The following is an 18617-nucleotide window of genomic DNA, read 5'->3' on the forward strand; positions in this document are numbered from 1 at the left end:
AGAAAAAAGCATGAAGGTATTTTCTGCAACCGATATCGGACAGAAACGGACGATGAACCAGGATTTTGTGTTTGCCTCCGCCTCTCCGGTCGGAAACCTTCCGAACCTCTTTGTCGTTGCAGACGGCATGGGAGGCCATAACGCGGGCGATTTTGCTTCGCGTTACGGTGTTTCTGTACTGGTGGAATCTGTAAAAAGGGATACGAATTTCAACCCGGTGCGGATCATTCGGCATGGAATTGAAGCAGCAAACAGCCAGATTTTTGAGCAGGCAAAACGAGATATATCCATGGAAGGCATGGGTACGACGATGGTAGTAGCTACGGTTGTCGGCAACTATGCCTACGTTGCAAACGTAGGAGACAGCAGGCTGTATCTGGCAGCAGATGGCACGTTTGACCAGGTGACGCAGGACCATTCCCTGATCGCAGAGATGGTGCGCCTTGGAGAACTCACTCCCGAGCAGGCGCGGAATCACCCGGACAAAAACATTATTACCAGAGCAGTAGGCACACAGGATACCGTAAAGATTGATTTCTTTGACATTCAGCTTGAAGAGGGCAATCAATTGGTGATGTGCTCGGACGGCCTTTCCAACATGGTAACGGATGAAGAGATTTTCGAACTCATCTGCCGAGAAGACGGTGAGGACAAGGCGAAACGTTTAATTGATAAAGCAAATGCAAATGGCGGCAGAGACAATATCGCAGTCATTGTCGTTGAACCATTTACAAACGAGGTGAAAGAATGTTAAAAGAGGGCGTTATTTTAGGAGAACGATATGAGATCATAAGCCGGATCGGTTCCGGCGGTATGGCTGATGTCTACAAAGCAAAAGACCACAAGCTGAACCGCATGGTGGCCGTCAAGGTTTAAAACCGGAATTCCGGGAGGATAAAACCTTTATCCGCAAGTTCCGCACGGAGGCACAGGCCGCAGCAGGACTGTCCCATCCGAATATTGTAAACGTGTACGATGTCGGGGAGGACCGCGGCGTTTACTATATCGTCATGGAGCTTGTCGAGGGAATTACTCTGAAGGATTACATTGACCGCAAAGGAAAACTGAGCGTAAAAGAGGCAACCAGCATCGCCATTCAGGTTTCCCTTGGTCTTGAAGCAGCACACAACCGCAATATTGTACACCGCGATGTCAAACCGCAGAACATCATCATTTCCACAGACGGAAAAGTAAAACTTTCCGACTTTGGTATTGCAAAGGCAACTTCTTCCAATACGATCAGTTCGAACGTTATGGGAAGCGTACATTACAGCTCTCCGGAGCAGGTGCGCGGCGGATATTCGGACTATAAGAGTGATATCTATTCCCTTGGTATCACCATGTACGAGATGGTAACCGGAAGAGTGCCGTTTGACGGCGACACCACCGTTGCCATCGCAATCAAGCATCTGCAGGAGGAGATTGAATCTCCATCCAAATATACCCCGAACCTTCCGTTCGCACTGGAGCAGATTATCTTAAAATGTACCCAGAAGAGCCCGGACCGCCGTTACAATAACATGGCGGAGCTGATCGACGACTTGAAGCATTCGCTGATGGAGCCGCAGGGCAATTTCGTAAAGGTAACTCCGTTAAGCTCTCACGCCGAGACTGTTATGGTATCCGCAGAGGAGTTAAGCCAGATCCGTTCCGGCGCAGCAGCAAAGGCAAATGCGCAGACGGCAGAGGAGCCGGCCCGCAAGCGCTACAGCAAGATCGAGGATGAGGAAGAGGACGAAGATTACAGCTACGAGGACGAAGAAGACGAGGATGAGGACGAAGAAGAGGATGACCGCGATTCCTACGATGAGGATGACGACGATTCCTACTACGACGATGAGGATGACGATGACAAAGCCGGAAACAAACTCGAGAAGATCATCACGATCGGCGGTTTTGCGATTGCAGCCATCATCATCTGCATGCTGATCTACTTTATCGCGCAGGCAGCCGGCATTGTCGGCGGAAAAGGACCGACCGCAGCTTCTTCCGGTTCCGCATCATCATCGAGCAGCACGGAAGTTGTTTCTTCCAGCAGCAAAGAAGAGGAAAAAGTAACCGTTCCGAATCTGACCAATAAAACCGAGGCAGATGCCGTCGATCTGGCAAACAGCCTGAACCTTGGTGTAGTCAACGGCGGAACCGAGGCATCGGATGTCATTGAGGCAGGAAAGATCTGCCGCCAGGATCTGACACCGGGAACGAAAGTCGATAAAAATGCAACGATTACGTATTATGTAAGCTCCGGAAAAGAAACCGTAACGATTCCGACCGGCATTGTGGGAACACAGAAAGACGCTGCAAGCGCTGCTCTGACCCAGCTTGGACTTCGGGTTTCTACCACAGAGGATTTCAGCGATACCGTTGCCGAAGGATACGTAATTTCCGTTGATCCGGCCGAAGGAAGCCAGGTTGCACCGGAATCCACCGTTACCCTCGTTGTCAGCAAGGGATCAAAGGACGCGGAAGAAATTGCAATCCGTGATGTGATCGGTCTGGATGAGGAAACTGCAAAATCAATCCTGAGCGATTTCAATATTATTGTAAAAACAGGAACCAGCAGCAAGGTGGCCGAGGGTGAAGTCATGGAGGTTGACCCGGCAATCGGAACCAAAGTGAAGAAAGGTTCGGACGTTACGATTTATGTCAACAGCCCAAGTGCACAGCCAACAACGCCGGATGAGAATACACCGACCCCGACACCGGCCGAGCCGGGCGCAAATACCGCTACGGATGTTACCTGGTCCTGCAGCCAGACCTTAAGTGCGCCGGATCAGTATCAGGGTGGTATTGCAAAATTGAGCTGATCCAGGATGATGGAAACGGAAACGAGACCTCCATCACCATCATGGATGGACAGGCCATTACGAGCTGGCCGTATTCTGTCAACACCAACTGGAGTGCTTCATCGTCTGCTTCTTCTACCGGAAGAATCGTCTTCTATGAGATGGATTCGAGCGGAAGTTATCAGGCAATTGCACAGTACCCATCGGTTCCGTTGAGTGAAGGGTGAGTATGACAGGAAAGATTATGAAAGGAATTGCCGGATTCTACTACGTAGACGTAGAAGAATCCGGCATTTATGAGTGCAAAGCAAAAGGAATTTTCCGAAAGGAAGGCCAGAAACCGCTCGTCGGAGATCTTGTGGAAATCGAGATTCTGGATGAAGCGGAAAAAACAGGAAATATGACCCGGATTCTGCCGCGAAAAAATGAACTGATCCGTCCGGCAGTGGCCAATATCGATCAGGCGCTTGTGATTTTTGCGCTGGAAAATCCGACCCCGAACCTGACGCTTCTGGACCGTTTTCTTGTGATGATGGAACAGCAGAACGTTCCGACGGCAATCTGTTTCAATAAAAGAGATCTTGCGGGGGAAGATTACACAGACCATCTGCGAAGCGTCTATGAGAACTGCGGTTACCGTGTCTTTACGGTGAGTGCAGCGAAAGAGCAGGGCATGCAGGAAGTGGAAGCATACCTGAAAGGGAAAACAACGGTGGTAGCCGGTCCGTCCGGCGTCGGAAAATCTTCGATCACAAACCGGATGCAGAAAGAAATTCAGATGGAGACCGGAGAGATCAGCAAAAAGCTGAAAAAAGGAAAACACACGACGCGCCATTCCCAGATGATCCCGATCGACCATGAGACGTATCTGTGCGATACGCCGGGGTTCAGCTCGCTTTATACAACCGATATGGAAAAAGAGGAGCTGAAAAACTTTTTCCCGGAATTTCATCCGTACGAAGGAAAATGCCGTTTCCTCGGCTGCATCCACGGAAAAGAGCCGGGCTGTGCCGTCAAAGAGGCACTGGAACAGGGAAATATCAGCAAAGAAAGATTTGAAAACTATACCATGTTCTATGAAGAACTGAAAGAACAGGAAAAGAGGAGATACTAGCATGAGCCGAGTATATCAGTTGGCACCTTCTATTTTATCCGCAGACTTCAACCGTCTCGGAGAACAGATCCAAAGGGTAGAGAAAGCAGAGTGCCGGTGGCTTCATATCGATATTATGGATGGAATGTTTGTACCATCCATTTCGTTTGGAATGCCGGTGGTAAAGTCGATCCGAAAAGAAAGCAGTCTGTATTTTGATGTTCATATGATGGTAAAGGACCCGGAGCGGTACGTAGAAGAATTTCAAAGATGCGGGGCGGATATGATCACGGTTCACGCGGAGGCATGCCGCGATCTGGCAGAAACCGTGAAAAAGATTCATGAAACAGGCGCAGATGCCGGAGTTGTCGTAAATCCGGATACGCCGCTTTCTGCGGTTACGGACGTGATGGATCAGGTAGAAATGATTCTGATTATGAGCGTTTATCCTGGCTTCGGCGGCCAGAAGTATATCCCGGAGTCGACGGAGAGGATCCGTACGCTCCGCAGAATGCTGGATGAAAAGGGACTGGAGCATGTGCACATTCAGGTCGATGGCGGCATCAACCGCGCGACCATCGATGAAGTCCTTGCGGCAGGTGCCAACATCATCGTGGCAGGCTCTGCTGTATTTGGCAGCAACATCGAGCAGAACGTGCGCGAGCTGCAGGAAAAAATTTCTTCATACAGCAAAAAGGCAGAATAAGATACAAAAAGACAGAAAAAAGAGGCAGGGAAACGTGAGAACATGTATTATTTCGGGAGGGATGATCGAACCGGATTTTGCCTTCCCATATCTTCAGAAACAGCAGTTTGATATTATCCTGGCAGCAGACCGGGGACTGGAGTTCTGCTACCATTACCAGATTATGCCGACGTATATTCTGGGAGATTTTGACAGTTTATCCCCGGAGATTTTAAATTATTACAAGGAGAACCATGTCGCACCGATCCGGGAATTTAATCCCATGAAGGACAATACGGACACGGACATCGCATTTCAGCAGGCGATTGTTCTGGGAAGCAGTGAAATCACGATCCTCGGAGCAACAGGGGGAAGACTCGACCATTTCTTAAGTATTGTGCAGAACCTGAAAACGGCATGGGAGAAGAAAATTCCGGCTTACATCGTGGACAGCCGCAATCTGATTACGATTCCGGTGGAAACTTCGTTTGAAATCCGGAAAGAAGAGCAGTTCGGAAAGTACGTTTCGTTCTTCCCGCTGGAAAAGGAAGTCGCATCCATCACCCTGGAGGGCTTCGCCTACCCGCTCGACCATCACTATCTGCCGAATACTTCGGGTGGTCTGTGCGTGAGCAATGAGATCGTCGAGGAGACCGCGCATGTATCGTACGAGGGCGGCATTCTTCTGATGGTACAGTCAAGAGATTAAAATCCATTGAAATCAAAGAGCCCGTGTGCTATAATTTATAGTTGCATTGGGCTCTTTTTGTGCATAAAAAGAACCCGAACAGAAAAAGAAGCGAAAAATAAAAACAAAGGAGATATAGATTACTATGAAATTAGGTATCGTGGGCCTTCCGAACGTCGGAAAAAGTACACTTTTCAATTCCCTGACCAAAGCAGGAGCAGAGAGCGCAAACTATCCGTTCTGTACCATTGACCCGAATGTCGGCATCGTGCCGGTTCCGGACAAGCGTCTGCAGCAGCTCGGAGATTTCTATCAGTCCAAGAAAGTAACACCGGCTGTCATCGAGTTCGTTGACATCGCAGGTCTTGTAAAAGGTGCATCCAAAGGAGAGGGACTTGGAAACCAGTTCCTTGCCAATATCCGTGAGGTAGATGCTATCGTTCACGTTGTCAGATGCTTTGAGGATCCAAACGTTATCCACGTAGACGGCAGCATTGATCCGCTCCGTGATATCGAGACCATCGACCTTGAGCTGATCTTCGCCGACCTTGAAGTACTCGAGCGCCGTATTTCCAAAACTGCAAAATCTGCAAGAATGGACAAAGAGGCGGCAAAAGAGCTCGAATTCCAGGAGCGTCTGAAAAAACTGCTGGAAGACGGAAAAGATGCCATCCTGATGGAGCTGCAGAACGAGGACGAGGAAAAATGGATCGCAGAGTACAACCTTCTGACCAGCAAACCGGTCATCTACGCAGCGAACGTAGCAGAGGATGATCTCGCAGACGACGGCGCAAACAACTCTTATGTACAGTCTGTCCGTGAGTATGCAAAAGAGCACAACAGCGAAGTGTTCGTCATCTGCGCCGAGATCGAGGCAGAAATTTCCGAACTCGAAGAGGATGAGAAAAAAATGTTCCTCGAGGATCTTGGTCTTACCGAGTCCGGCCTGGAAAAACTGATCGCAGCAAGCTACCGTCTGCTCGGCCTCATGAGCTTCCTTACAGCAGGAGAGGATGAGACCCGTGCATGGACCATCAAAGTCGGAACAAAAGCACCGCAGGCAGCCGGAAAAATCCACACCGATTTCGAGCGCGGATTCATCAAAGCCGAGGTTGTCAATTATCAGGATCTGCTCGACTGCGGTTCCTACGCAGGAGCAAGAGAGAAAGGCCTTGTGCGTATGGAAGGAAAAGATTACATTGTCCGCGACGGCGATGTCATCCTGTTCCGTTTCAACGTTTGATAAGTAATAATAAGAGAGAATATAAGTTATGGATATGGAAATTAATTTTCCCAATCTCGGGATCTATCTCGACCATGTGGGAAAAAACATCAGTATTTTCGGATTTTCCATCGCCTATTACGGCATCGTGATCGTAACCGGTATGATGATTGCGATCTGGATTGCCCAAAGAGAGGCAAAGCGGACGGGGCAGAACCCGGAGCAGTACCTCGATCTTGCGATGATCGGCATCGCAGCCGGTATTCTCGGGGCACGGATTTACTACGTTATATTTGCCTGGGACTATTATAAGGATGATCTTTTGAGTATTTTCAACATCCGCCAGGGCGGACTTGCCATCTACGGCGGCATCATCGGTGCCTGCATTGCGGTGGTGATTTACAGCAGAAAGAAGAAACAGAACTTCAGCCTTCTGATGGATACCGCGAGCATGAGCATCGTGTTCGGTCAGATTATGGGACGGTGGGGAAACTTCTTTAACCGTGAGGCATTCGGTGACTACACTAACAACCTGTTTGCGATGCAGCTTCCGGTTTCCGCGGTCCGTGCCAATGAAATCACACAGAAAATGTGGGATCATGTGGTGACGGTAAACGGCGTCGAGTATATTCAGGTGCATCCCACCTTTTTATATGAAAGTTTATGGAATGTGGGTGTCCTGCTTTTTCTTTTCTGGTTTCGGAAAAGAAAAAAATTTAACGGCGAAGTGTTCCTGATGTATCTGATAGGATATGGCCTTGGAAGAATCTGGATCGAGGGACTCCGCACCGACCAGCTTCTGCTTCCGGTGGTGGGACTTCCGGTTTCCCAGCTCCTTTCGGGGTGCCTTGTGGTGGGATGTACCATCCTGGTGGTATGGAAACGAAAAAAATTATCATCCGGTGGGGAGACAGCCCATTCTTAAGGATAAAACCAGTGAAAAAAACAGAATAAAAATACAGAAAAGGGGAAAACCGGCAAAAAAGGTTTTCTCTTTTTTGATACAAAATTGGTATAAAAAAGGCGGAAAATGCGCATAAAAATGTTGCATTTTGGGAAAAATCTTAAAAATGAAATAGAAAAAAGACCTTGCTATTTTCCCTGAGTTGATATAGAATAAAAATATAAGTGGTAGAAAGTGGTGAAAAGTGGTGCGTTGTGGAGCGGATGTGGCAGTCCGGCTGCGGCGCGATACATGAAGTGGTGCGTGGGGAGACCGCCATTTCAGGTGATAAGAGGGTTTTCATTATGTTCATGGGAGAGTACAGTCATACGATTGACGCGAAGGGAAGATTGATCATACCGTCCAAGTTCAGAGAACAGCTGGGAGAAGAGTTCGTACTGACGAAGGGATTGGACGGATGCCTTTCCATTTACCCAAACGACGAATGGGCTGCCTTTGAAGAGAAGCTGAGAGCCTTACCACTTACAAACAAAAACGCCAGAACTTTTTCCCGTTTCTTTGTAGCAGGTGCTACGTCATGTGAACTGGACAAGCAGGGGAGGATTCTCGTACCGGCAACGCTGCGGGAATTTGCTGGTCTGGAAAAAGATGTAGTCCTTACCGGAAATATCAACCGGATTGAAATCTGGAGCAAGGAAAAATGGAACGAAAACAGCAATTATGATGATATGGATGCCATCGCCGAATCAATGGAAGAGATGGGCATTGTGATCTGATCTGTTTCGTTGGGATACAGGAGATGACCATGGAATTTTCGCATACATCAGTATTACTGAAGGAAACCATTGAAAACCTTAAGATAAAACCGGACGGAATCTACGTGGACGGGACGTTGGGAGGCGCTGGACATTCCAGTCATATATGTGAGCGCTTATCTGCCACGGGGAGATTAATAGGCATAGATCAGGACGAAGCTGCGATAGCTGCTGCGGGTAAACGCCTGGAACCATTTCAGAACCAGGTCACGATTATCCGCAGCAATTATTGCGATATGGTTCCGCGTCTTGCCGAAATCGGAGTCACCGGGGTAGACGGAATCCTGCTGGATCTTGGAGTTTCATCCTATCAGCTGGATAATGCAGAGCGTGGATTCACATACCGTGAGGATGTTCCGCTGGATATGCGGATGGATCAGAGAAATGCTCTTTCCGCGTACGAAGTCGTGAACGATTACAGTGAAGAGAATCTTTCGCGTATTCTCCATGAATATGGAGAAGAGCGTTTTGCAAGAAAAATTGCACACAATATATGCGTAAGCCGGCAGCAGGCGCCGATTCGAACAACTGGGGAGTTAATCGAAATCATCAAGCGCTCGATTCCGGCAAAAATAAGGGCGACGGGCGGCCATCCGGCCAAGAGAACCTTTCAGGCAATCCGTATCGAAGTGAATCAGGAACTTACCGTTCTGTCGGAGTCACTGGACGGCATGATTGATCTCTTAAATGACGGTGGAAGACTTTGTGTCATCACCTTTCATTCTCTGGAAGACCGTATCGTAAAAAACATTTTCAGAAAAAACGAGCATCCATGTACGTGTCCGCCGGAATTTCCGGTCTGCGTATGCGGAAAGAAGTCCAAGGGAACCGTAGTAACTCGGAAACCGATCTTGCCGGGAGAAGAGGAAATGGAAACAAATCCCCGTTCCAAGAGCGCAAAACTGCGCGTCTTTGAACGAAAAGTGTGACGGCTCGGCACGAAGGAGACAGAGAAGTTATGGCCAGACGGGCAGATGGAAGGGTAAATTCGACAGATAGAACGAAACGTTATACGCCAGATACGTTTGAGGACGGAAGTGCGGTACGGCGTCTTGCAGCACAGCCGCAGGAAGCACCAAAAGAAGCACGGCCTCTGAAATCGGGTGTGAGCAGCCAGACAAGAAGAAACCGGGCACGGGCGACACAGATCAGCGCGGGCTACGCTGTTTTTCTTGCCATTGTCTGCACACTGTGTATCGCGGCGTGTGTTGCGTATGTCAAGTTGCAGACCGTGGTTACCACGCAGGCGGAAGACATTACCAGCAAAGAAAAAGAATTGAGCGATCTGAAGGCGGACAATGACGCCTATTACAATACAACGGTTGCCTCCGAAGATCTTGAGGCAGTCAAAGAAGTAGCACAGAACCGGCTCGGCATGAAATATGCAGATGAGTCCAGGTAATTTATTTCGATGATTCAGAAAACAGCTATGTGAGACAGTATCAGGATGTTCCGGATGCGAAATAGGTGAAAACGTGAGTAAACAGAAAAAAAATAAAAAACGAAGCGGGGCATTCCGGAGACGGAAGACAAGTGGGCGTATGAGCAGAAAACTGGTAGCACTCTTTTTGGGAGTGATGCTGGTTTTTGTTGCTTTAGCGATTGACATTACGTATGTGAATGCCACAAAGGGAGAAAAATACGAAAGACAGGTTTTAAGCCAGACGCAGCAGTCCTACGACAGCAGGACAATTCCATTCCAGCGGGGAAGTATCACCGACCGGAACGGAACGATTCTGGCAACGAGTGAGAAGGTTTACAACGTTATTCTCGACTGTAAACTTGCCAATACGACGGTAAAAGATGAAGAAAAGAACGATACCCATCCGTACGTCGATCCGACCGTAGCAGCACTGGTTGAATACTTCGGACTCGACGAGACGGATATCCGGGATCGTCTGACCGGCGAAACGACAAAAGAAAGCCAGTACCAGGTTCTCGCCAGAGAGGTCTCGATGGACGCGAAAAAAGCGTTTGAGGCCTATGTGGACGAGTACGCGGACAAAAAGAACAAGGAGCTCGATGAGAACGAGCAGGCGGAAAAAGCATACCGTGCCAACATCCGCGGCGTCTGGTTCGAGGAATCCTACCACAGAACGTATCCGTTAAATTCACTTGCCTGCGATCTGATCGGCTTTACGTATTCAGGAGACACGGCAGACTGGGGAATCGAAGGGTATTATTCCAGTATCTTAAATGGCGTGAATGGCCGCCAGTTCGGCTATTACAACGAAGATGCGGATATGGAACAGACGATCATCGAGCGCAGCCGGGCAAAAACGTGGTTACGACGATTGATGTAAATATTCAGAAGATCATCCGCACGGCGATCGAGAATTACAATGAGCGGATTCATGTCCAGAACGGCGCGGACGAATCGGACACTGAGACGAACCGTCAGACAAAAGCGGCAAAGAATATCGGCGTTGTCGTGATGGATCCGAACAATGGAGAGATTCTTGGTATGGATTCTTCCGACTGGTATGACCTGAACAATCCAAGAGATCTGACACCGTTCTATTCGCAGGAAGAAATTGATGCGATGAACGATAACGAGACAATGGAGGCTTTGAGTGCCATCTGGAAAAACTACTGTATTTCCGATGCATATGAGCCAGGTTCCACGGCAAAACCGATGAACGTGGCGGCGGCATATTCCCTCGATGTAATCGATGATGATACCCTGTTTGACTGTGAGGGGTTTGAGACGATTGCAGGGCAGATGATCCGCTGCGGAGCTTATCCGGGAGCACATGGCGTACAGACACCGGCCGATGTACTGAAAAACTCCTGCAACGCTGGTATGATGCAGATCGGACAGAAGATGGGAGCAGCGGAATTTCTCCGCTATCAGGATATTTTCGGTTTCGGCAGTCTGACAGGAATTGACCTGCCGGGTGAGGCGTACGGCCTGGTTCACACGGAGGATACCATGGGACCGACCGAGCTTGCAACGAGTACATTCGGACAGGGCTATACCGTGACGATGGTACAGCAGGCAGCTGCGTTTTCCTCTCTGATCAACGGAGGCAATTATTACCAGCCGCATGTGATGAAGACGATCACGGACAGCACAGGAGCCGTTGTTGAGAGCAATGAGCCGAATCTGGTGCGTCAGACGGTTTCCGCGGAAATCAGCGATAAAATGAGAAGTTTCCTCCAGGGAGTCGTGACCGATGGAAGCGGCCAGAGTGCAAAGGTTGCCGGTTACACGATGGGAGGAAAAACAGGTACTGCACAGAAGTATCCGCGAGGCAATGGAAAATATCTCGTTTCCTTTATCGGATTTGCACCGGTAGAAAACCCGAAAGCTGTTGTTTACGCGATTGTGGACGAGCCGGATGTAGAAAATCAGGCGAACAGTGTGCTGGCACAGGAGATCGTAAAAGAGATCTACACAGAACTGCTGCCGTATTTGAACGTATTCCCGGATGATACGGACGGTGTGACGGGCGAAGGCTCCGAGACCGGAACGGATGATCCAAACGTAGCGGCACCGGTACAGGAAGACGATACGGAAAACAGTGCTGAAAACAGCAATATCGAGAACGGCGGTCTGACAAACGCCGAGCTGGATCTCATCAATGAAGAGTAAAAAAACATAAAAAACAAAAGACATAACCCCATAGCAGTTTCCATATAGTGTTATCATAATGGATTCGGCTATGGGGTATTCTATGCGTAAAAACAAAACGTATCACCGGAAAAAGACGGTTCTTCTGTGGGTACTCTGCATGGGAATGATGGTCGGACTTGCCGGGCGGCTGGTGTATCTGTGTGTGTTCCGGTCCGTCTATTATTCCGAGAAGGCGGATGATCTGCACGAGCGGGAGCGCGGGATCAAGGCGGCGCGCGGCCGGATTCTTGATGCAAACGGGGAAGTTCTCGCGGCAAACCGCACGGTCTGTACGATTTCCGTGATCCACAGCCAGATCGAGGAGCCGGAGGCGGTGATTGCGATGCTGGTAAAAGAGCTTGGAATTTCGGAGGAGACGGCGCGGAAACGCGTGGAGAAGCGGTCTTCAATCGAGCGTGTTAAGACGAATGTGGACAAGGAGACGGGTGATACCATCCGGTCGTACGGATACGCGGGGGTAAAAGTGGATGAGGATTTCAAGCGGTATTACCCCAAAGGGAAGCTGGCGTCGCGCGTTATCGGCTTCACCGGAGGCGATAATCAGGGCATCATCGGACTGGAGGTGGAATATGAGGAAATTTTAAAAGGAATCAACGGAAAAATCCTGACGACAACGGATGCGCGCGGGATTGAGCAGAACGGCATCGGGGAGAGCCGCCAGGAGCCGGTGGCGGGAAGGGACTTAAAGGTCAGCCTGGATGTCAATATCCAGGAGTACTGCCAGCAGGCAGCGGAAAAGGCGATGGCAGAAAAACAGGCGGACAGCGTCTCGATTCTTCTTATGAATCCGCAGAACGGAGAAATCTATGCCTGTGTCAATGTGCCGGAGTTCGACCTCAACGATCCGTTCACGCTGCAGCAGGATACAACGGGACTTTCGGAAAAAGAAATTCAGGATCTGCTGAACCAGATGTGGCGGAATGCCTGCATCAACGATACGTACGAGCCGGGATCTACCTTTAAGATCATCACGATGTCGGCGGGACTTTCGGAGGGCGTTGTGTCGCCGAACGATTCGTTTTTCTGTCCCGGCTACAAAATCGTGGAGGACCGCCGGATCCACTGCCACAAGCGGACGGGACACGGAGCCGAAAACTTCGTGCAGGGCGCGCAGAACTCGTGCAACCCGGTGTTCATTGAAGTGGGGCTGCGGCTCGGTGTGGAAAAGTTCTGTGATTACTTCCGGAATTTCGGTCTGATGGAAAAGACGGGGATCGATCTGCCGGGCGAGGCATCGACGATTATGCACAAGGAGGAAAACATCGGAGATGTTGAGCTTGCGACGATGGCATTCGGCCAGTCCTTCCAGATCACGCCGATCCGCCTGGCGGCGACGGTCTCTGCGCTTGTCAACGGCGGAAAAATGGTGACGCCGCATGTCGCAACGGATGTGCTCGATGAAGAAGGAAATGTTGTAAAGCATCTGAATTTTCCGGAAAAGAAGGGGTTCTTTCGGAAGAAACTTCCAGGACGGTGCGCGAAATTCTGGAAAGCGTTGTTTCAGAAGGGTCTGGAAAGAATGCGTACCTCGAGGGATATTCCATCGGCGGAAAGACGGCAACTTCGCAGACACTTCCGCGGAGCGCCAACCGCTATATTTCCTCATTCCTCGGCTTCACCCCGGCGGAGCATCCGACGGTGCTGGGGCTTTGCATTATCCGCAATCCGCAGGGCGTCTACTACGGCGGAACGATCTGCGCGCCGGTGATCCGCGATATCTTTTCCAATGTACTTCCGTATCTCGGTATTGGACACAATTCTCAGGAAACCTGAGAACTGTGTCCTTCGCAGCCCTCATTTAAAGTTTTGCTTCGCAAAAGGAGGGCTGCTCACACCTGAATCACTTTCTTACGCAGCGAAACAGCAAGTGTTTCACTGCTGAGCGAACCGTAACTTGGATTATAAAAGAAGGTTGCGAAACAGAACAAAAAGCTATATACTGAATAGGCTGGAGAAAATATTTTGACATGCCTGTTCCGTACACAATCCGTACAAAAAGGAAGAGGTGCGTCTATGAAAAGAGAAATGATCCTGCCGGTTCTTCTTTCCTTTGGCATCAGCCTGGCGCTGGGGCCGGTTCTGATCCCGTTTCTGCGAAAAGTCAAAGCGGGGCAGAAGGAGCGGGAAGAAGGTGTGCCGAGCCACCAGAAAAAAGCGGGAACCCCGACGATGGGCGGCGTGATGTTTCTGGCGGCGTTTACCGCAGTTTCCCTCCTTTTCCGGAAAGAGGGAGCGGAAGTGGTTCCGGTGCTGTTTCTGACGCTTGGTTTTGGCCTGATCGGCTTTCTCGATGACTATCTGAAAGTCGTGCTGCACCGCAGCGACGGGCTGTACCCGAAGCAGAAAATGGCACTGCAGGCAGTGATTACAGCAGTCTTTCTGTGGTATTTGGCGCGTTTTTCCGGAATTTCCCTCCGGATGCGCATTCCGTTCCTTCCAGGCAAAGAGCTGGACGCAGGGATTTTTACGATTCCGTTTTTCGCCTTTGTGATTCTTGGAACGGTCAACGGTGTCAACTTTACCGACGGCCTTGACGGACTGGCGGCGAGTGTGACGATTTTAAATGCTGTTTTCTTTTCCGTGGCATCGATCGGCCTCGGAAACGGTGTTTCCCCGTCCCCGCTTGCGGTTATCGGGAGTCTGCTGGGGTTTCTGGTATTCAATGTATTTCCTGCCCGCGTCTTTATGGGCGATACCGGAAGTCTGGCACTCGGCGGTTTCGTCTCGGGAATGGCGTGTTTCTTACGTCTCCCCTTATTTCTGCCGCTTGTGGGATTCATTTATATGATGGAGATTCTCTCTGTGATCCTGCAGGTGTCATTCTTCAAACTGACGAAGGGAAAACGGATCTTCAAGATGACGCCGATCCATCACCATTTCGAGCTGATGGGCTGGTCGGAGACACAGATTGTGACGGTGTTTGCTACAATCACAGCGATACTATGCCTGATCGCATTGATGGGGCTTTAAAATATGGAGGTAATCAAACATGATTTTCACAGGAAAAAAAGTACTGGTTTTCGGAACCGGAAAGAGTGGAATTGCAGCGGAGGAGCTGCTGCACAAGAAAGGTGCTTCTGTCGTTCTTTACGATGGAAATGACAAACTCGAAAAAGAAGAAATCTTAAAAAAAATTAGAGAGCCGTGACAGCGTGGAAGTTGTCTTAGGCGAGCTCCCGGAGGAGATGCTCGACAGCCTTGATCTTGTCGTTTTAAGCCCGGGTGTTCCGACGGATCTGCCGGTTGTCCTTAAAATGAAAGAAAAAGAGATCCCGGTCATCGGTGAAGTGGAGCTGGCGTATCAGGTAAGCCGCGGAAAAGTGCTTGCGATTACCGGTACTAACGGAAAGACCACCACAACATCGCTGCTCGGCGAGATCATGAAAGCATATCAGCCGGAAGTAAAAGTGGTCGGAAACATCGGAACCCCGTACACATCCGCGGCACTCGACACGACAGATGATACCGTAACGGTTGCCGAGATCAGCAGCTTCCAGCTGGAAACCATCAAAGAGTTCCATCCGGCGGCAAGTGCGATCACAAACATTACCGAGGATCATCTGAACCGCCATCACACGATGGAAGAGTATATCCGCGTGAAAGAGTGTATCACCGAAAATCAGACGATGGATGATCTCTGTGTGCTGAATTATGAGGACGAAATCCTGCGCCCGTTCGGCGAGAAACTGATGGCAGAGAAGAAAGTACAGGTGATGTACTTCTCGAGTCTGCGTGCGTTAAAGGACGGCATCTATTATCAGGACGGCGAAATCCGCATTGCAAAGAACGGCGAGACGGAGCTTCTGACCAGAACCGACGACTTAAAACTGCTCGGCCTACATAATTTTGAAAACGTCATGGTTGCTTCTGCGATGGCACTTCATGCAGGCGTGCCGATGGAAACTGTCCGCAAAGTCATTCAGGAGTTTGCAGGGGTAGAGCACCGCATCGAGTATGTCTGCGAGAAGGACGGCGTGGCATATTACAACGATTCCAAGGGAACGAATCCGGATGCGGCCATCAAAGGCATCCAGGCGATGAACCGCCCGACTCTGCTGATCGGCGGCGGCTACGACAAGCAGTCCACCTACGAAGAGTGGATTCAGGCATTCGATGGAAAGGTACGTTTCCTGGTTTTGATCGGAGATACGAAAGAGAAGATCGCAAAAGCGGCAAGAAACGTCGGATTCAACGACATTATCATGGCAGACAACTTAAAAGAAGCCGTACAGATCTGCCACGACAAGGCAAATGCAGGGGATGCGGTTCTTCTTTCCCCGGCCTGCGCAAGCTGGGATCAGTTTAAGAGCTATGAGCAGCGCGGTGAGCTGTTTAAGGAGTACGTAAGAGCACTGTAAAAACGTCATATCAGGAAACTATCCCGCATAAGCTGAAAAAGAGCGAACGGCGGGTGTGGCGCGGATGCGGAAGGAAAAAGAGAAAAAAATAGATGGGACGCTGCTGGTGACGGTATGGATTCTGCTTGGCCTTGGCCTTGTGATTCTGTACAGCGCCAGCGCGTATAACGGCCGGGTCAGATTCCATGACCCGGCTTATTATTTCAAGAAGCAGCTTTTTGCAAGTGCGCTCGGTGTGATCGGTATGTATGCGGTTGCAAAAATAGATTACCGGCGGCTGTTTGCACTGGCACCGTGGTTTTATGCGGCTTCCCTTGCGCTCTCGACGGCGGTGCTCTTTTTCGGAAGTGAGTACAACGGCTCGAAGCGGTGGTTAAAGCTTGGCCCCTTATCGTTCCAGCCCTCGGAATTTGCCAAGATGGCGGTGATTCTCTTCCTGCCCTGGGTGATGGAGCACACGAAAGGCCGGTCCGACAGTCTCTGGTTTATGACAAAGGCGGTGCTGTGCACCCTGCCGATTGCAGCGCTTGTCGGAAGCAATAACTTAAGTACGGCGATTATTTTGCTCGGAATCTGTGCATTTCTGATCTTTATTTCACATCCGGGCTACCTGCCGTTTCTCGGAATCGGAGGCGCCGGCATCGGGTTTATTGCCGTTTTTCTGATGATGGAGAGCTACCGCCTCGAACGCCTTGCCATCTGGCGCAACCCGGAGGCGTACGAGAAGGGGTTCCAGACCATTCAGGGACTCTATGCGATCGGCAGCGGGAGAATCTTTGGCTGCGGGCTTGGAAAAGGCCTGCAGAAGCTTGGCTTTGTGCCGGAAGCGCAGAATGATATGATCTTTTCGATTATCTGTGAGGAGGGCGGACTGTTCGGCGCCTGCCTGGTGATCGCCGTGTTTGCGGTGCTGATCTGGCGCTTGATGGTTATTTCGATCCATGCGCGGGATCTTGGCGGAGCACTGATTGCGGGCGGAATTATGGGGCATATTGCGCTTCAGGTGATTCTGAACATCGCGGTTGTGACAAATACGATTCCGAATACCGGCATTACGCTGCCTTTTATCAGTTATGGCGGCACCTCCGTGTTGTTTCTGCTCGGCGAGATGGGGCTTGCCCTGTCGGTCTCGAGGGACACCGATTAAAAAGGCGGAAAAGCGCTGCAGAACGGGAACAAAACGGGAGTGTAATGCATACCGTAAAAAGAGAGGCCGGATGGGAGAGAACAGGTGGGAGTATATCAGATTCTCGGCGGAAGGCGGCTTTGCGGAACGGTAACAGTCCAGGGTTCCAAAAATGCCGTTCTTCCCATGATCGCGGCGGCGGTTCTGACAAAAGAGGAGGTCGTGCTGGAAGGCTGCCCGAAGATTTCCGATGTGGAGGATATGGCGGAGATTGTAAGAAGCCTTGGCGGAACAGTCTGGTGGGAGAGGAATGCGCTCCACCTGAACTGTGAAAAGATCGAAAAAAGCCGTGTGGAGGGAGCGCTTTCGAAGAGACTGCGCGCCTCTCTTTTGTTTCTGGGAAGTCTTCTTGCAAGGACAGGGGAGGCATACCTTGCAGGGGCCGGCGGCTGCCGGATCGGAAAGCGGCCGACGGACCTGCATCAGAGGGCAATGGAGCTTCTGGGAGCCGAGGTCTTCGAGGAGGACGGCACCATTCGGGCAAAGGCAGATCATCCGAAAGGAGCCGTGCTCTGCTTTCCGAAAAAGAGTGTCGGGGCGACGGAAAATGCGGTTCTTTTTGCTGTCGGAGCGGAAGGTGCAACAAGGCTGGAGCACTGTGCGCGGGAGCCGGAAGTGGTTCATCTCTGCCGGTTTCTTAAGGCCATGGGAGCGGAGATTACCGGCGAGGGGACGGAGCAGATTACCGTTTACGGAAGGCAGGGAAAGAGACTGCTGTCCGGCTGCCGGTATCGTGTTCCGGGTGACCGGATCGCGGCAGGGACGTATCTTCTGATGGGCGCGGCGACGCGGGGGCACCTGACGCTTTCCGGCGCGCCGCTGGACGAAATGGGGGCGGTTCTGTCCCTCTATCAGAAAATAGGTGGACAATATACAAGGAAGAGTGGTACACTGGTAGCAGACAGCAAAAACGTGCAGCATGCTGTTCCGTACGTGGAGACAGAGGAATATCCCGGTTTTCCGACGGATCTGCAGTCGCTGTATCTGGCGGCAGCGATGACGCTGGAAGGAAAGAGCTGTATCTGTGAAAATGTATTTGAGGACCGCCTCCGGACGGCAGAGGAGCTGCAGAAAATGGGCGGTACGCTGCAGATCTGCGGAAAATGGCTGACGGCCGAAAAAAGCCGTCTGCACGGTGCAGAAGTTGTTTCCCAGGATCTTCGGGCGGCGCGGCACTCGTATCGGCGGCGCTTGCCGCAGAAGGATTTTCCACAATCCGGCAGACAGAACTGATTGAGCGGGG

15 protein-coding genes and 3 pseudogenes are annotated in these 18617 nt (G+C 50.6%); all 18 read left to right on the forward strand.

Features of this window, described 5'->3' with window-relative positions; genetic code table 11:
* The first annotated feature begins 10 nt into the window (after nucleotides 1–10).
* Nucleotides 11–754, forward strand: coding sequence for a Stp1/IreP family PP2C-type Ser/Thr phosphatase (locus DXA93_RS07770; RefSeq protein ID WP_022463152.1), 744 nt, complete (start codon nucleotides 11–13; stop codon nucleotides 752–754).
* Nucleotides 748–2807, forward strand: a pseudogene (pknB, locus tag DXA93_RS07775) (Stk1 family PASTA domain-containing Ser/Thr kinase). Before DXA93_RS07770 ends, pknB begins: the two are co-directional and overlap by 7 nt.
* A gap of 41 nt (nucleotides 2808–2848) precedes the next feature.
* Complete coding sequence (locus tag DXA93_RS17830; protein WP_158576257.1) at nucleotides 2849–3013, forward strand: hypothetical protein; 165 nt, start codon at nucleotides 2849–2851, stop codon at nucleotides 3011–3013.
* A gap of 2 nt (nucleotides 3014–3015) precedes the next feature.
* Nucleotides 3016–3900 (forward strand): ribosome small subunit-dependent GTPase A, encoded by an 885-nt coding sequence (rsgA, locus tag DXA93_RS07780; RefSeq protein WP_055219788.1) that lies wholly within the window; start codon nucleotides 3016–3018, stop codon nucleotides 3898–3900.
* Between the two features lies 1 nt (nucleotide 3901).
* A complete protein-coding gene (gene rpe, locus DXA93_RS07785) occupies nucleotides 3902–4585 on the forward strand; it encodes a ribulose-phosphate 3-epimerase (RefSeq protein ID WP_118594617.1) in 684 nt (227 codons plus the stop codon).
* Nucleotides 4586–4619: 34 nt separating this feature from the next.
* On the forward strand, nucleotides 4620–5273 hold the full coding sequence (locus tag DXA93_RS07790; protein ID WP_147342458.1) for a thiamine diphosphokinase: 654 nt from the start codon (nucleotides 4620–4622) through the stop codon (nucleotides 5271–5273).
* Nucleotides 5274–5397: 124 nt separating this feature from the next.
* Nucleotides 5398–6495: a redox-regulated ATPase YchF gene (gene ychF / locus DXA93_RS07795; protein ID WP_022461456.1), complete on the forward strand. Its 1098-nt coding sequence runs from the start codon at nucleotides 5398–5400 to the stop codon at nucleotides 6493–6495.
* 28 nt (nucleotides 6496–6523) lie between these two features.
* Complete coding sequence (gene lgt, locus DXA93_RS07800; protein ID WP_022461071.1) at nucleotides 6524–7399, forward strand: prolipoprotein diacylglyceryl transferase; 876 nt, start codon at nucleotides 6524–6526, stop codon at nucleotides 7397–7399.
* Between the two features lie 323 nt (nucleotides 7400–7722).
* Nucleotides 7723–8154, forward strand: coding sequence for a division/cell wall cluster transcriptional repressor MraZ (gene mraZ / locus DXA93_RS07805; protein WP_022461070.1), 432 nt, complete (start codon nucleotides 7723–7725; stop codon nucleotides 8152–8154).
* Between the two features lie 29 nt (nucleotides 8155–8183).
* Nucleotides 8184–9122, forward strand: a complete 939-nt coding sequence (rsmH, locus tag DXA93_RS07810) for a 16S rRNA (cytosine(1402)-N(4))-methyltransferase RsmH (RefSeq protein WP_055265773.1) — start codon at nucleotides 8184–8186, stop codon at nucleotides 9120–9122.
* A 29-nt stretch (nucleotides 9123–9151) separates the two neighbouring features.
* Nucleotides 9152–9595, forward strand: a complete 444-nt coding sequence (locus DXA93_RS07815; RefSeq protein WP_119208018.1) for a hypothetical protein — start codon at nucleotides 9152–9154, stop codon at nucleotides 9593–9595.
* A 139-nt stretch (nucleotides 9596–9734) separates the two neighbouring features.
* On the forward strand, nucleotides 9735–10496 hold the full coding sequence (locus tag DXA93_RS18385) for a hypothetical protein (protein ID WP_243036621.1): 762 nt from the start codon (nucleotides 9735–9737) through the stop codon (nucleotides 10494–10496).
* Nucleotides 10475–11788, forward strand: coding sequence for a peptidoglycan D,D-transpeptidase FtsI family protein (locus tag DXA93_RS07820; protein WP_243109176.1), 1314 nt, complete (start codon nucleotides 10475–10477; stop codon nucleotides 11786–11788). The genes DXA93_RS18385 and DXA93_RS07820 overlap by 22 nt, the downstream gene beginning before the upstream one ends.
* Before the next feature lie 82 nt (nucleotides 11789–11870).
* Nucleotides 11871–13603: pseudogene (locus DXA93_RS07825) on the forward strand (peptidoglycan D,D-transpeptidase FtsI family protein).
* Between the two features lie 240 nt (nucleotides 13604–13843).
* Complete coding sequence (mraY, locus tag DXA93_RS07830) at nucleotides 13844–14800, forward strand: phospho-N-acetylmuramoyl-pentapeptide-transferase (protein ID WP_119208020.1); 957 nt, start codon at nucleotides 13844–13846, stop codon at nucleotides 14798–14800.
* A gap of 19 nt (nucleotides 14801–14819) precedes the next feature.
* Nucleotides 14820–16188, forward strand: a pseudogene (gene murD, locus DXA93_RS07835) (UDP-N-acetylmuramoyl-L-alanine--D-glutamate ligase).
* A gap of 64 nt (nucleotides 16189–16252) precedes the next feature.
* Nucleotides 16253–17335, forward strand: coding sequence for an FtsW/RodA/SpoVE family cell cycle protein (locus DXA93_RS07840; protein ID WP_117509641.1), 1083 nt, complete (start codon nucleotides 16253–16255; stop codon nucleotides 17333–17335).
* Nucleotides 17336–17419: 84 nt separating this feature from the next.
* Nucleotides 17420–18607 (forward strand): UDP-N-acetylglucosamine 1-carboxyvinyltransferase, encoded by a 1188-nt coding sequence (locus tag DXA93_RS07845; protein ID WP_119199198.1) that lies wholly within the window; start codon nucleotides 17420–17422, stop codon nucleotides 18605–18607.
* Nucleotides 18608–18617: the final 10 nt, after the last annotated feature.

Source organism: Blautia sp. OF09-25XD (assembly GCF_003482095.1).
GTDB classification, from domain to species: Bacteria; Bacillota; Clostridia; order Lachnospirales; family Lachnospiraceae; genus Fusicatenibacter; species Fusicatenibacter saccharivorans.